The 14,116-nt window shown below is 67.7% G+C and carries 10 protein-coding genes and 1 pseudogene; 2 read left to right on the forward strand and 9 right to left on the reverse strand.

The features are described from left to right. Nucleotides 1-47: 47 nt before the first annotated feature. A complete protein-coding gene (locus ACZ6SD_RS17315) occupies nucleotides 48-1,715 on the reverse strand; it encodes an FHA domain-containing protein (RefSeq protein WP_465317938.1) in 1,668 nt (555 codons plus the stop codon). An 89-nt stretch (nucleotides 1,716-1,804) separates the two neighbouring features. Then, complete coding sequence (locus ACZ6SD_RS17320) at nucleotides 1,805-2,485, reverse strand: FHA domain-containing protein (RefSeq protein ID WP_465317939.1); 681 nt, start codon at nucleotides 2,483-2,485, stop codon at nucleotides 1,805-1,807. A gap of 231 nt (nucleotides 2,486-2,716) precedes the next feature. On the opposite strand from ACZ6SD_RS17320, the gene ACZ6SD_RS17325 reads away from it, so the two are divergent. Further along, nucleotides 2,717-5,143 carry a PASTA domain-containing protein gene (locus ACZ6SD_RS17325; protein WP_465317940.1) on the forward strand — a complete coding sequence of 809 codons (2,427 nt, stop codon included), beginning with the start codon at nucleotides 2,717-2,719 and terminating at the stop codon, nucleotides 5,141-5,143. Between the two features lie 241 nt (nucleotides 5,144-5,384). On the opposite strand, the gene ACZ6SD_RS17330 is transcribed toward ACZ6SD_RS17325, so the two are convergent. The 4 genes from ACZ6SD_RS17330 to ACZ6SD_RS17345 all read right to left on the reverse strand — a co-directional run bounded on the left by ACZ6SD_RS17330 (nucleotide 5,385) and on the right by ACZ6SD_RS17345 (nucleotide 6,891). After that, entirely contained in the window at nucleotides 5,385-5,636 is a 252-nt protein-coding gene (locus ACZ6SD_RS17330; protein ID WP_465317941.1) for a hypothetical protein, read from the reverse strand. A 2-nt stretch (nucleotides 5,637-5,638) separates the two neighbouring features. Continuing rightward, nucleotides 5,639-5,968 (reverse strand): hypothetical protein, encoded by a 330-nt coding sequence (locus tag ACZ6SD_RS17335; protein ID WP_465317942.1) that lies wholly within the window; start codon nucleotides 5,966-5,968, stop codon nucleotides 5,639-5,641. 422 nt (nucleotides 5,969-6,390) lie between these two features. After that, nucleotides 6,391-6,735, reverse strand: coding sequence for a hypothetical protein (locus ACZ6SD_RS17340; protein ID WP_465317943.1), 345 nt, complete (start codon nucleotides 6,733-6,735; stop codon nucleotides 6,391-6,393). 6 nt (nucleotides 6,736-6,741) lie between these two features. Continuing rightward, on the reverse strand, nucleotides 6,742-6,891 hold the full coding sequence (locus tag ACZ6SD_RS17345; RefSeq protein ID WP_465317944.1) for a hypothetical protein: 150 nt from the start codon (nucleotides 6,889-6,891) through the stop codon (nucleotides 6,742-6,744). Nucleotides 6,892-6,986: 95 nt separating this feature from the next. On the opposite strand from ACZ6SD_RS17345, the gene ACZ6SD_RS17350 reads away from it, so the two are divergent. Next, complete coding sequence (locus ACZ6SD_RS17350) at nucleotides 6,987-7,313, forward strand: hypothetical protein (protein ID WP_465317945.1); 327 nt, start codon at nucleotides 6,987-6,989, stop codon at nucleotides 7,311-7,313. A 77-nt stretch (nucleotides 7,314-7,390) separates the two neighbouring features. Here ACZ6SD_RS17350 and ACZ6SD_RS17355 read toward each other — a convergent pair. The 3 genes and pseudogenes from ACZ6SD_RS17355 to ACZ6SD_RS17365 form a co-directional block, all read right to left on the reverse strand. Continuing rightward, a pseudogene (locus ACZ6SD_RS17355) lies at nucleotides 7,391-7,771 on the reverse strand (transposase); the annotation flags it as partial. A gap of 531 nt (nucleotides 7,772-8,302) precedes the next feature. Then, a complete protein-coding gene (locus tag ACZ6SD_RS17360; protein WP_465317946.1) occupies nucleotides 8,303-11,698 on the reverse strand; it encodes a type 1 periplasmic-binding domain-containing protein in 3,396 nt (1,131 codons plus the stop codon). A 608-nt stretch (nucleotides 11,699-12,306) separates the two neighbouring features. Next, complete coding sequence (locus ACZ6SD_RS17365) at nucleotides 12,307-12,834, reverse strand: hypothetical protein (protein WP_465317947.1); 528 nt, start codon at nucleotides 12,832-12,834, stop codon at nucleotides 12,307-12,309. Nucleotides 12,835-14,116 lie beyond the last annotated feature (1,282 nt).

Consider the following 14,116-nt stretch of genomic DNA (forward strand, 5'->3'; position numbering starts at 1 on the left):
GTCTCCGCGGCCGAACTCCCACCGACCCCGATCGAGGGACAACATAGTCACCGCCCCGCACGTCCAACAGTCCGGCTCCGGACGTGAGCCACCGTCGCTTCTTCCTGCGGCGCAACGAAATCCGCCGCGAGCCGCACATGTGCGGTGGCCATCGCATCGGTGCGGTCGTCCTGGTCCCACGTCGGATTCCCGGTCGCACGCCCCAGTTCGGTGATCAGTCGCGGCCGCACGGACAGTTCGCCTCCCGATGCTCCGCGCGGCTCCTCCGGGCCGTCGCCCGGCGTGGTGATCGACGCCAGCGCCAGGGCGAGCCGCGTCGCGTACTCCGGAAGCAGCCCGTCCACCAGTACGTCGGGCACCGCGGGAAACCCCCGATACCGCAACTCGGCACGGCTACCCGATTCGTTGGTGGCCACCAGGGCCGTGCCACACGCGCCGGGCAGCCCGTCCGGGCTCTCCTCCAGGCAGAGCGCGGTGACGCCTGCGGCGGGCCCCTCGGCCAGCACCTCGGCCAGGCCGGGAATCCTGTGCAACCGCCGCACGCCGTCGAGTACGACGAGCACCCGACTCCCGCCGGACCGCGGCGCGGCACGGCGCCGTGCCACCAGAGCCCGCAGTTCGTCGAGCCTGGCACGGGCCTGGTCCTCGTCGGTGGCGACGAGCCGCGAGCAGTCGAACGCCCCGGCACGTGCCCGGGTGTGCGGCAGCCAGCAGGCCCACTCCCAGTCCGACGCCCCGCCGGGCGCGGTCACCACCACGATCGCCAGGTCGTTCGGTGCGCACAACACCGCGGCCTGCGCGACGACGGCCCGCGCCGAGGCCAGCAGCGCGGGACGCGGTCCGGCGAGACCGAGCGCGCCTGCCTCGTGCAGGTCCGCCGCGACCGGCACCGCGTGGAGCACCGGCACCGGTTCGGCGAACGGCATCCGGAGCTCAGCCTGCCGGTCGTGCAGCCCGAGGCGTACGCGCCGGAAGTCCGGATCGGTGCGGCGTCGTTCCCACAACCGGGCGGACGGTCCGCAAGCAATGCCCAGCAGCATCGTCGGATCCGGGTCGCGCGCACGCAGCGCCTGTTCCCCACCGGTCGCCACCGTGGGCGCGCGCTCGGTCGGACGGTGCAACACCCGACCCATCCCGTCCGGCGCGTCGGTCAGCTCCGCGTCAGCGGGCACGGCCTCGCGCAGGCCGATCACCGTCTCCCCCAACTCCGCGACGTCACCGGGCACCAGCTCCGCCGAGCCCTCCAGCAGCCACCCGCGCCACCGCACGCCGTTGTGCGAACCGACGTCCTCCAGGCGAACGCGTTCGGCATCCGCGGAGATCCGCAGGCGGGCGTGCCGCCTGCTCACCTCCGCGTCGGCGAGGATCAGGTCGGCATCCGTGGCACGGCCGATCCTCAGCTCCCCCACCGGATACAAGGTCGCACGCGGCCCGCAGTGCAGACCACCCACGACCGCCACCTCCCGCGCGCCGCCGCCCACCGCCGCGCCGCGTTCCACCGGCGGCGCCGCGTCCAGGCCGAGGACCGTGCCGTTCGCGATGCCCGACCCGCTCACCGGTAGCCAGCTCGGCAGCGCGACGAGTCCCAGGTAGAGGGCTTGACGGCAGCCCAGCGCCCGAGCCAGGTCCGCGACCCGGTGCTCCGGCCCGACAGTCGCGACGACCGCGCGCCGAATGCCGTCGTGCCCGACGCACACCAACTCGACCTCCGCCATGTGCCACTCCCGCGATCAGTTCTGCCGTCGGTGCGAACGCTAGGCAACCCGCCGCCGCGGCGGAATCGGAAGCCCTTCCTAAACCGGCGTCACAGGCCGATGAGGCGCAGGTCGTGCTCGGTGATGAGGCCGCGGGTCAGGACGTGCTCGGCGAGGTTGATCAACGCGTTGGCGCCGTTCATGTTGGGCACTCCCGCCTTCGTCAGCCGGGTGCGTAGGTATTCGACCTTGCGCAGCAGCGTGGTGCGCGGCCAACCCAGCCGCTTGGCGGCGGCGTCATAAGTGCGCGGATAGGGATCGTAGGCCGCGCCCTTCCGCAGATAACCGGCGAACAGCGCGGTCAGCGCCAGCTTCTCCTCACGGGTGAGCACGACGTCGTCACCGGTGATCGTCGGCTGCCCGGTCGGCAGTTCCCGCAATAACGCGGAATCGAATTCGTGGGCGTCGATCTCCACGACGTGCGGTTCAGGTCGGCTCCCTTGCACGTAGACGCGCATCGACCCCTGCAACACGGAACGCTTGCCGGGTGCGACCAGACTGCGCAGCCCGCGGTCGTCGACGAGTTCGAGCCCGCTCCTGCTGCTCGTGTTGACCACGAACCAGATACCGTTCTCCGAGGTGATCACACCCGCACGACGCGAGATCGTCGCGTCGTCGGGATCCAGGCACACCGTGCACTCCCTCGAACGGCCGAACTCGAACTCCTCACCCGGTGACACGATGTAGGCTCGCGCACCCACCCGAACCTCGACCGGCAGTTGCCCGCTCATAAATCCTCCGGCCTTTGGGAAGTACTTCCCATCTGACGGTGCCCGGCGTTTTTGTACTCTGCACGAGCGCCTCGTGCCACATTCGCGAATGACGCGTTACTCCAATCGTCGTACTGGAGACCTCAAGTGAGTGAATCGCCATCCCGCCAAAAAAGCACATCACGCCTGTTCGTGCTGGTCAGCGCTGTGCTCGCGGCCGTGTTCGCGGCATCGGTCGGCGCCGGTTACAGCATGACCGATACGGAATTGAGCAATGCTCAGGTCGTCGTGCAACACGGTGACGGGGTGGTGCAGGTCAACACCGAAACCGAACGCGTCGAGGCGGAAGCACGGGCATTGGCCACGGGTGGGCAGCAACTGGAGTTGGTCCGGCTCGCCGACGGCCGCACCGCGTCGGTCAACCACACCACCGGACAGGTGCTCCTGCTCAACGAGGACCTGGGCAAGCAGGGCGCGCCGATCAACCAGTCCTCCGCGGGCGTGCCGCGCCCCGACGAGGCGCCCGTCGTCGTCGCGGCCACCTCGGCCGCCTACCTCTTGCGGCCGGGCGCGGACGTCGTCGAGCTGATCGACCCCGATGGCACCCCGCAAACCCCGGTGCCGGTGCCACGCGCCACGCCGACCGCGGTGGGCGACGGCGGGGCGGGCATCTGGGTGCTGACCGAAGACGGCAAGGCCGTGCACGTGGTCGGCGGACAGGTGGAGCGAACCGTCCCCACACCGGAGCCCATCGAGCACCTGACCCTGGTCGACGGCAGGCCGATCGGCATCACGCGGGCAGGCGAAGCGCTGGACGTCTCCGCGACGCCGCTGAAGTCGATCAGCCGCGAGCCCGTGCCACACGGCGACACCGTGTCCGTGCCCTCGGCCAAGGGCGCAGGCCGCTACCTGCTGGTGCTGGACCGCAAGGGCAAGCTCGTCTCGGTGGACCCGCGCACCGGCCAGCGGCGCGAGTTCGACCTGCCCAGGGGCGTCGACCACAACCTGGGCGCCCCGGTCGTGCTGGAGGACCGCGTCTACGTCCCCGACTACGCCAAGCACGAGCTGCGGTCGTTCGACCTGCGCACCGGCTCCCGCACCGAGTCGATCGCGGTGCCGGGCAAGTCCGACCGGTTCACCGTCGAGGTGCAGGACAAGCGGGTGGTGGCCAATGACCCGGCGGACCGCCGCACGATCGCGGTGGATCCAGACGGGCGGCGCACGGTGATCGACAAGGGCAAGGCGTCCGGTGTCGAGACCGACACCGAGAACCCCGAACCCGACCGGCCGTCGGAACCACCCCGCAGCTCGACGCCCACACCGCCGTCGACCACCCGACGGACCCCACCGGCAAGCCCCACAGCGACGGCTTCCCCGACAGCGACCGCGTCGCCGACCCCGGCCCCGCCGCAGGTGCCCAAGCGCGCCGTCCCGGTCGTCCCGCCCGGCACGGACCGGCAACAGGCGTGCGCCCTGGTCGAGGCGGCCGAACTGCGGTGCCAGGTGGTGGAGATCGGGCCGGGCGGAGCCACCGGGACTGTCCGCGACACCAACCCGCGCGGCGGCACGGAGGTGCCCGAGGGCTCGACGGTGACCGTGCATGTCTACGGCGAGAACGTGCGTGTCCCCGATGTCGTCGGCATGCTTGTCACGGCGGCGTGCGACTCGGTCAACGCCGCCGCGGCGCAGGCAGGTGGTGACGTCTGCGACGAGCAGGCCATGCCCACGCCCGGGGCGAACTGGGCCGCGCTGGGCGTGGTCGCGGAGCAGTCACCGCGGGGCGGGGAATTCGTCACCGCGGGCGCCAGGGTCGCCGTTCGCCACTGGGGGTTCGTGGCGATGCCCGACCTCGGCGGTGCGGCGCACGCCGGTGACGCTGCCTGCAACGCGATCCTCGCCGAATCGAAGAACCAGGTGCGGTGCCGGATCGAGCAGGGCAGTGAGGGTCCGGCTCCGGGGACGGTCGAGTCGTCGACCCCCGCACCCGGTGAGCGGGTCCGCATCGGGGAGACGGTTGTGCTGACCGTGTACCGCCAGGTCACGCCGCCACCGCCCGTCCCCGATGTGAGGGACATGGACAAAGACACCGCGTGCCAGACCTTGGCCGCAGGCGGCTGGCAGTGCGACGCCCGTCCGGACGGCGTGCACCCCGGAGCAGTGGTCGCCGACCAGGAACCGGCTCCGGGCACCCTGCAGCGCGGCGGTGTGGTGGTCGTGCACTACTCGCCCTACCAATCCACGATGCTGTGGCGCTACCAGCGCATCGACAATCCCAACGTGTACATCCTCCGCTTCGAGGGAATGACACAATCCGGGTACCGCCGCGAGAAACCCCTTGGTTACGCATACCCCGTCGGAGCGATTCCCGACGGCGGCGCCGCGAGCATGATCCGGGACTTCGTGTGCGAAGCTAGCGTCAGGGCGTGCGGCGGCTCGAAGCCGAACCACTACTCCACCTTGGACACCGACACCGCCAAGCCGAACTGGCGATTCGACTCCGAAGTCGGCCTGGTGCTGAAAGCGGTGAACGGCCGGTGCCGCACCGACCAGCGCATGATCGTCCGGTTCCGGATCACGACCGCGAGCCAGGAGGAGCGGTACACAGTGGACTATGCTGAAGAGGCGCCTGCGGGCTCCGACTACCAAGAGCCCTTGGGGTGTGTGTGGCGGGCTACCTGATCGACGGCATTGGGAAACCCTTCCCGTACCGGAGACCTCACCGCCGATCCAGGCTCGGAATGCCGTGGATTGCCAGCAGTTGGCTGCCTCTAGCTTGAGTTTTAACCCCCGTCGATCGGGGCGATCATGGTGAAGCCCCTGGTTGATCATTCTTCTTGTCTAGCGAAGAAGATCACTACCAAGGCCTCGGTTGATCGCTCGCATGGGTGGTGTCGAGCGCGGCTGGAACGGGCGGGGCGAGTCAGTTCTCGTCGAAGTACGCCTCGGCGGTGCGGCGGATCTGTGCGAGTCGCTTCGACACCGCGCTGTGGTTGGCGTACCCGAGGACGTCGGCGATCTCGGTCTTGCTGGTGACGCCGCTGTTGAGCAGCACGACGATCTGTCGACTCCGGGCGTCCAGCAGCGTGAGGAAGTCGTTGGTGACCAGGTTGCCCAACACCTCGCTCTCCGGTCCCTGAACAGGGACGGTGTCGGTCAGCTCGACGAACTTCACCGTCACCTTGCGCCGCTTCCCGTGCAGCTTGCGTTCGAAGTCTTCGCGCGCGACCAGTGGCTGGAGAAATCGTCCTCGACCCGGTGGGAACGGACCGCGTCCAGAATGCCGCACAGTCGACCGGTCCGGTCGGCTGCTTCCACGGTCTCGACCACTGCGTCGCGGGCGTCGTCCTCGCCGAACCAGACCTGTCCGCCCATCCGCGGGTTGCCGACCACCGCCCCGGCGAGCACGCTGCCGTCCTCCAAGGTGACCGGGCCGGGGGGCTTGCCCTTGTCCACCTCGGGGAAGTCCCGCAGGCGCTCTTGGATGGTGGCGGTGACCGCGGGCACCCAGAAGTCCAGATTGTTGAGCCAGTAGCCGGATCGGGTCGTGGGCCGAGAACGCCTTCATCTTCGACCCCGACACCAGGTGCGGCCACACCGTCCATGCCCAGGCGCGGGCCAAGCCGTTCCTCGAAATCGGGCGGTAGGAAGTCGTCGATGCCCGACCCGGCCATTGGCCGCCCCGCAGCAACGGGAGCCCGAACATGTCCAGCACGCGCTTGGGCAGCAGGTGGAACAGCGGCGCGTACTCGAAGTACCGCGCCCGTGTCCGCAGTACGAAGGTGACGTTGACGTCGCCGAGGTCAGCGATCCTGGCCATCGGCTCCGGCAGGTCGTCCAGGAGGTAGGTCGACGTCGCCTGATCAACCGCGATCCACGTCGTGGAGACACACGTCGTGGATCACCGGCATGACCGAAGGGTCCGATGTTCAGTCCGACGTTCCGCCGGATGACGGCTCAAGCGCCGCGGCGACCGCTTCGAGTTCGACCAGCGCGGCAGTGAGGTCCTCGATCAAATCACGGGCGATGAGATGCGGCGCCGGGAGATTGTCGGTGTCTTCGAGTGACTCATCACGGAGCCACGTGATATCGAGGTTGACCTTGTCGCGTGCGATTAGTTCGTCGTAGGCAAAGGACCTAAATCGTTCGGATCCGATCCGCTCGGAGTTCGGCGGCCACCGCGCGCGCCGGACCTCTGACGAGCGCGCGTGACACGCGCCTACGGGAGAGTGCCGGTGCGGCACAAGGACCTTGTGGGTACCGTGGCGGATCACGGAAGCTCAGAGGGTGCGGTAGCCGGTGCCGTAGACGGGGCCTGGGTTGGTGGACATGGCTTGACGGAGGGAAGTAGCCAGCGGGGTTAGGTATTTCTTGAGCCAGGCGGCGGCGAAGAACTCACAAAGGCCCCCGGTAAGGACGGGGTTCGTCACTGGGGCGGCGCGCTGGGCCTCCGCTGCTGGCGAAGTCCGGTTACCGCCTGACCCCGTCATCCGACCCGCTGACCAACATCGGGGACAAGGTCGACTTGGACACCGGTTGTCCGGGTTGGGGCCCCACCGGCGTCCGCATCGGTCGTGACCGGTGCGGCGAGCTGGCCGACCTGATCGTCGAGGAGCAGGAGGCACACGCTCCCGAACACGCCCCCCGCCTGACGTTGCTGGAGCCGGGGCGAAAGGCGTCGGAGGTCGTCTGTCGTGAGCAGACAGCCACGACTGTCGGCGCCATCCGCCTGTCCGATCTGATGGCGGGCAGCGCGTTCTGCGTGCGCACCGACAAGGACAACATCGCCGCCGTCCACGTCGACAGCCTCGCACCGGACCTGGTCATCTCGTTCGAGGTGTGGCCGGGATAGCCGGACGACGTCGACCCCAGCCGCCACAGCACCAGTGGCAACCGACCGGCCCTGAACCAGGATTCTCAATGATCGTGTCAAGCTGCCGCGGTCGTGATCGGTGTTGAGGCATGGAATTCGCGGCCGTCGCGCAACAAGGCCCAGATCACGTCGACCAGCCGGCGGGCCAAGGCGATGAGGGCTTGGACGTGGTGCATGCCCTCGTCGCGTTTGCGCGGGTAATAGCGGCGGGAGGGACCGTCGGCGACTTTGCTGGCCGACAAGGCGGCCATGGAGAAGGTCTTGCGCAGCCCGCGGTGGTATCGCTTGGGGCGGTGCGGGTTTCCGGTGACCTGTCCGGAGTCGCGGGGCACCGGTGCCAGCCCGGCGTAGGCGGCCATGCGGCCGGGGTTGCCGAAGGCGGCCCGCAGGTCGCCGCCAGTGTCGGCCAGCAGGTGGGCGGCCAGGATCGGGCCGAGCCGTCACGCTGGTCACGCGCTTGCCGTGAGGGTGGTCCGACAGCCGCATGTCGGCCGGGGTCTGGATCCCGTCAGCAGAACCAGCGCGGAGCGCGTGGAGTAGTCGAAAGCCCGTTCCAGCGCGGGGAAGGGCGTCCCGGACAGCGGGGCAGCCACTCCTGGCAAGCCACCCAAACGCCAAGAACCCATAAGCCACACCCCGCCGCCCAGGGCATTCAGGGCACCCACCTCGAACATCAACAACCCTATGGAGAACCCATGTCAATCCGCCTCGCGATCACCACCTGGACCACGGTCTTGACCGCCGCTTTGGCCGGGGGCGGCAGCAAAGCGCCGCACCCGTCTTCGCCCCGCCGAGAGCGTTCTCCGGCTCCGCGAGTTATCCCGGGAACTCGCCGAGCAGCACGTTCACGCCTGCGCGGACGAGGTCGCCGTCACCGTGGAGGCCACGGGACACTGATATCGACATCGCCGACCGGCAGTGCGCGGCAGCCATCCGCAACGGACTGGTCCCGCCCTTGCCACGCGCAGTCATTGCTGATCGGGCTGGCACTGCACGACCGGGTCGCGGGTACTGTCGATGCCGCAAAACGCTTTGATGGTGAAAATCCACTCTGGACTTACTTCGACGACCGGCACCGTCAGTCCGTCGGCGTCGCCCGTTTCCGGATGCAGTCGGAACGGGCCTTGCGCGGCTCGAACCTGGTTGCGCTCGCGGGCGGCGCGGTTGATCTGGAACCGAACGGTCTCCTTCGAGGGTGGGCCGGAGAGCGCGGCGCGTCGGATGGCTTCCGACGCCATGAGTAGCGCGTCGTGCGTGATGATCGCCCAGCCGTCTTTGAGGTCCGCGTCGGCGAAGCCAGCTGCGGTAAATTCGTTGGCGAAGGTTTCCAGTTCCGGCACGCCGACTTCCCTGATGGCGTCAGGGTCGGCGGCCGGTGTGTAGAGGACCGTCAGCTTGGCCTGGTCGGTCCTGGGCTTGGGGTAGCCGGGTAGCTTGAGAATCGAGGCGTCCGAACCGGTGACGAGGGTGATCGGGCGGTCCCGCGCACAGCTGCGGTCGCGCAGGTTGCGGATGAGGCTGTCGAGCAGCGCGGCTCGGCCAGCGTAGAGAACTGTGTCCGGGGCACCGTCGCCGCACAGGTCACCGTTGATCGCTCCGAATTGGTTGTCCAGCGATGCTTCGGTGTCGTACCGGTTCAACACCGTGATCGACAGTCGTCCTCCGCTGGCGACTGCGGCTGCCTCGAACTCGTTGCGCAACGATGAGGCGAACAGGTTCTCCTCGTCGATGTCGTAGAGCAGCATCGCCCTGCGTGTGGTCGTGCCGAGGTATTGGGAGAGGGCTGTGACCTGGTTACGCGTTGTCGGGCTCACTCGAGTGAACCCATCGACGTAGGTGGGTATGCCGCCTGGTTGTTGCACCTTGTTGATGTCGGCGGCGGTAACCAAGGTCCCGACCATCGGCAAGTTCTTCGCCGCGAGCTCGCGCATGACCTCCTGGGTCGTGCGGGTGCTCGGCACCAGGCCGATCACCCCGACCAGGTTGTCCGGAGCGTCCAGCAGATCCTGGAGTTCGTAGACGACGTGCCGCCAGCCCTGCTGGCGGCTGCCGGGGTTGGCGAGCACGAGCTTGATTTTGGGATCACCCGACGCGTTCGCCGCGTGCTGGGCGACGTAGGCTCCTTCGACCTGAGCCCGGATCCGTTCCGGCGTCACGCTGCCCGTCTGGGTAGGTGTAAGCGGAGTCAGCAGCGCCAGGGTGACGTGGGGTTGTGACTCTACGGCCTGGTTCTCGGCGTGGATCAGTTTCTCCACAGCCGCGAGATTGGCGTCGTCGAAGACGAATGAGCCGTCGCTGACGCCGATACACTCACCTTCTAGTCGGGCGACCCCCGCGCCGCACTCCGGCTCGCCGAATGAAGAGGGCCACCAAAGCAGTCCTGCCGCGACGAGTGCCGCAACGAAAACAAGTGCGACAGAGGCCCGGTTTTTCCCCCTATACGCCGCTTGTCTCGGCGACACCGGTGGTTGGAACGACACCTTCTGCTGGGTTTCGATTGAATGTGGCTGTGCCAGCGGCGCGTTGCGTTCTTTCGGCGGCCGGATGCCAGCGATCACGGCGGCGTCGTCCGGCGCCTTGGCCACGTCCTCCAACCAGCGAGCTTCGTTTCGAAGATCGTGCCTGCCTCTCGGGGCGTCCTGGGCCAGCCTCTGTAGGTCTAGTTTTGCTTCGTGGTAGAGGCTCTTTCTGTCCACATCAGACAATGGGTCGTTTGCGATCCACAGTTCCACGACGAGCCGGGCGAGTGCGCCATCGGCGCCATCGCGAGGCCCGGCCCAGCCGACGGCATCCAGCACGCTGTCCGGGTCACCGTCGTCGTGCAGGTCACTGGGTGCTGACGTGATCAAGTAGAGATCCGCCAGCCAGTCGGCGATATCGACGCTGCGATCCCGCAACCGCTCGGTCAACCAGGTGGTCACCGCTTCGACGTCCCTGGTGGCCAGTGCGTGGTACAGCTTGGCGGGCGTGGACTCCGCGCCGTTGTCCCGCAGCCAACCGTGCGCGGCCGACCATTTGTCCGGTCGCTCAGCCAGGCGGCGCAGCAGCAGGTGGCGGAGCCCAGGCAGCATCGTCGTACGGCCGGTGAACGTGTCCGTGCTCCGCAACTCCGGAGGAACTGTTTCCGCGACGTCGCGAAGGGTGACCAGGCCGCTGTCGCTGGCGAGGAGTTCGGCTTCCTCCACATCACGGGCGGCGGAGCAGATCATCAGCCGGTCGATTACCTCCTCTTTGTGCTCGCCGCGTAAGTCCGCCAGGATCTTGTCCTCGACTGTGAAACGTTTTGGCTTGTCGTCGGCCACGGCCGGCTTTTCGCTCCGCGGCACGCGGGTGGGGGTGTCCAGCAGGGTCTTGATCAGACCGGTACCACCCGTGTTGTTCGCGATCGCATCGACTAGTTCGGTAGTCGCGCCGGGATGACCACGGGTCAGTCGGTACACCGAGCTGGCCACGCTCCGCCACGCTCCGCCGACCGCGGTCACCATGCCCACGACCTCATCGAGGGTGAGAGCGCGCAGGCTGACCGGGTACCAGTCGCGGTCACGGTCGGCTCGCATCCGCTCGCGATAGTCGTCGTAGCTCGCCTCCTCCGCGGACGGGATCCGCACGTCCTGGGTGACGAACTGCCGAACGATCGCGCCGGTGCTGGTCGCGACCACCGTGAGTGGATCCGGCTCATCGGCTTGGTGCACGGCTTGCTGGTGGACGGCATGCTGACGGCGCGCTTTCACCAGCCCGTCCAGCAGCATCTCACCGACGTCGCTGTCGACGTTGTCCAGCAGCACCGGACAGTTGAGCGTCCACGCTCGCGCGCCACGGCCCTTGCCAAAAGCAGCACGCAAGTCAGCGAGAAACGCCTTCCACAGCAGTTCCGCCGCCTCGAGTTTGTCCTCCGTGCTCGCGGTCCCCCGGGTCAACCGATTGAGCCTGATCAGTTCATAGGCGGGTTGCTCGCCATACCAGTCAGCACCTTCGCCGAGCCCCAAGGCCAGCCCATCCATGACAAGACCGGCGGCATAGCTTGCGGTGTCCGCCGCCCCCGGTACACCGCCGAGCCCCGGCACGGCCTCGACCAGACGCCCGGCCAGGTTCCTCACGAACTCGCGGAGCGTGTCGACCCAGCGGTACCGATCAATGGCCGCCTGAATCTGTTTCCGGGCCTCCTCGTCAATCCGGCTCAGGTTCTCCTCCGCCATGGCCACCTGCGCGGTCACGAACCTCGGGAACGGGATCCTGCGGTAGCCCGCAGCCGAACGGTTGAACTCAAAGACCAGCAGCGCCAAGAGATCCCACGGATCCTCGACGCTCAGCGACCCGCAATCGATTCGCGCGTACGGAACCTGCCCGGTGAACTGCTCAGCCAAATCCCTGAGGAAAACGGTCTTACCGCACCCACGCGAACCCGTGAAAACGATGATTGGCACGCGTCTGCTGGTCGGAAACCCGTCGTATATGGGCCTGGTCATGAACTCGAGGACCAGGGCTGTTGGCCGCTGCCTGCCATAGAGACGCGAAGGCGCACCGGGCATGTGTGATTCCCCCACTCACAGCTTCGTTGGGCGGCCACATGGCGGTCGGCCGCAAGATCCTCGATTGCTTAAATAGCCTGGACTCTCATCGCACGGGATGTTCAAACCCCGGCGAAACATATACCTATGGTGATCACATGAGATGATCCCCGACGACTCGGATACCTTGGCCGGTCAGGCAGAGCAGCGCACCCAGTCGCGCCCAGGTCGCCCGACGGGCGTGACCGCGCGAGCGGCGAGCAACGCGCGGCTTCGGCGCGGGCCAGGGCGGGCCGCAGGTCGGTTTTCGGCGGCACTATCGATGACGTGGCCGTCGAGCAGTCGGTCGACCAAGCAAGCCTTCGACGAAGGCCTGGAGCGCGGTCTGCTGATCAGGAGGTTCCTTGGGTGTCGCGCACGTTCCCGACGTGCCCGCAGAACACTCCCCACCAAGGAGAATGACGTCATCGGATGCGGCACATGTCATCAATGTAGGCGCTGGAGGTGGGCACGTAGAGCAAGACGATTCCGGCGACCATCAGCCCCAGCACGGGAACGAAGATCATCAACTGGCGGACGTCCCCGTTCGTCAAGCCCGCCGCCATCCCCGCCAACATGCCCAGTCCAGCGAAGGACGCCAACACGGTCACGGTCACCCGGACCCAGTTCCTGCCCCACCGGAGCAGCATCGCCAGGATCAGCAGCGCCGTGTAGAACACCATCCCGACCAACTGCGCGAGTTGCTCTTGGTTCGCCGAACGGCTCCGCGAGGCAGGGGTGGTGACAAAATCGATGAACGACAGGGCCAGGGTCGGCACCACCACCAGAACGAACACGACCGTCGCCGCGGTCAGCGTGCCCGGGGGACGTGGCCGCACCTCCCGGCCCGGCGGTGGCGGCATCGGCGGGACCCCGTGCGAAGGCGCCTGCCGCGCCTCCTCCCTGTCGCCCGCACCGCCGTGATGCGCTGACGGCTCATCGAAACCGCTCACGAGACTCATTCCTTTCCTCTACATCGAGCCGGGGCGGGTGATCGTGGCGACCAGTATCGAGGCGCGCACGGGGCACACGGGGCCTGGTGACCGATTCCGGCCACCCTGGTCGTCGGCTTCTCGATCCGGTTCCTTCCACGGTCATCGTGCGCTGACGCCGTGACGGCAGCGCCGGACGATGAGCCGGGTCGCGCCCTGGCAGGCACGGCAAACGCGAGAACGGCAGGCACGGGGCCGGGCGTGGGCGGCGACCGAAAGTCCTGCCCCACATGGGTCCCAGCACCCACGCAGTGCCCGCCAACGGCGTCACAGCCGTCATCCGAGTCGAGCACGAGATGACCCGACCAGCACGGCGCAGCCCGGAGCCCCTCCAGTCGGTCCCGGCGCACACGAAACTCGTCATGACGCACCAACCCCCTGACGACGACGCAGCCGGTCGAACTTGACGGTCGCGGAAAGCCGCAGAACACGGTAGTTGTGGCTTCGTGTGGATGCTGCACGAGCCTCGCCGGGGACACGAACGCACACTGGAGCAGGAGCGAAACTGGAGCGCGGTGCCTAACTTGACCAGTCGAAGTGCACCCAACAGGCGTCAACCGCACCAACACACGCTGGGGATTCTCTGTTTCCGTTGGTCAGCGCGTTATCCGGGCGGCACTGGGGGCAAGGAGATGCGTCTTCCCGCGAGGTCATGGGGTCGTCTTCCCTACCCTTTCACGTCCGCAGGAGCAGCGAAGCGCAGACCGCCAAGTCATTCTACTGCTTGGAAGGGTCGAAGCGCGCTTTTGACGACCGCAGCCGCTGCCAGCCAGCTGTTGCGCCGTGGACCGCGCCCTCGGCAAAGTACGGCAACGGCAGATCTTCCCCTGTCGGCTCCTCTCCGGGCAATCCCTGACTCAAGCGGCGACATCAGGCTCGCGAAGACCGGTACCTGAACAGAGTCGAGCCCATGCCGGAGGAGGAAACATCGCTCGCAGAGTCAAGATCGATATGAGCGTCGTCATCGAGGTGGAGGACGCGGAGCAAGTGACCGTCGACGCCGTCGCCGACATCGGGAGCACCGAGTTCAGCGGCGAACATGAGCACACCGCCATACAGGAACGCGACGAGCACACCGCCGAAGCCATCGAGGGCCGGTGTCGGCCTGGCTCAGGGTTACCTCGGCCTGCCCGCCCTGACCGCGCACCGGCAAGAACTGCACCGCACCCTGCCACAGGACGGCCTCCCAGCCAGGTCGAAGTCCGCCTCCGCGCCCAGTCCCGCGATCTGACCGGTGTGTTCG

The organism is Actinokineospora sp. NPDC051303, from assembly GCF_055586285.1.

What these genes read in the sequence shown, in the direction of transcription:
- ACZ6SD_RS17315 (WP_465317938.1), bottom strand. Translation starts at nt 1,715, where the DNA reads ATGGCGGAGGTCGAGTTGGTGTGCGTCGGGCACGACGGCATTCGGCGC.
- ACZ6SD_RS17320 (WP_465317939.1), bottom strand. Translation starts at nt 2,485, where the DNA reads ATGAGCGGGCAACTGCCGGTCGAGGTTCGGGTGGGTGCGCGAGCCTAC.
- ACZ6SD_RS17325 (WP_465317940.1), top strand. Translation starts at nt 2,717, where the DNA reads ATGACCGATACGGAATTGAGCAATGCTCAGGTCGTCGTGCAACACGGT.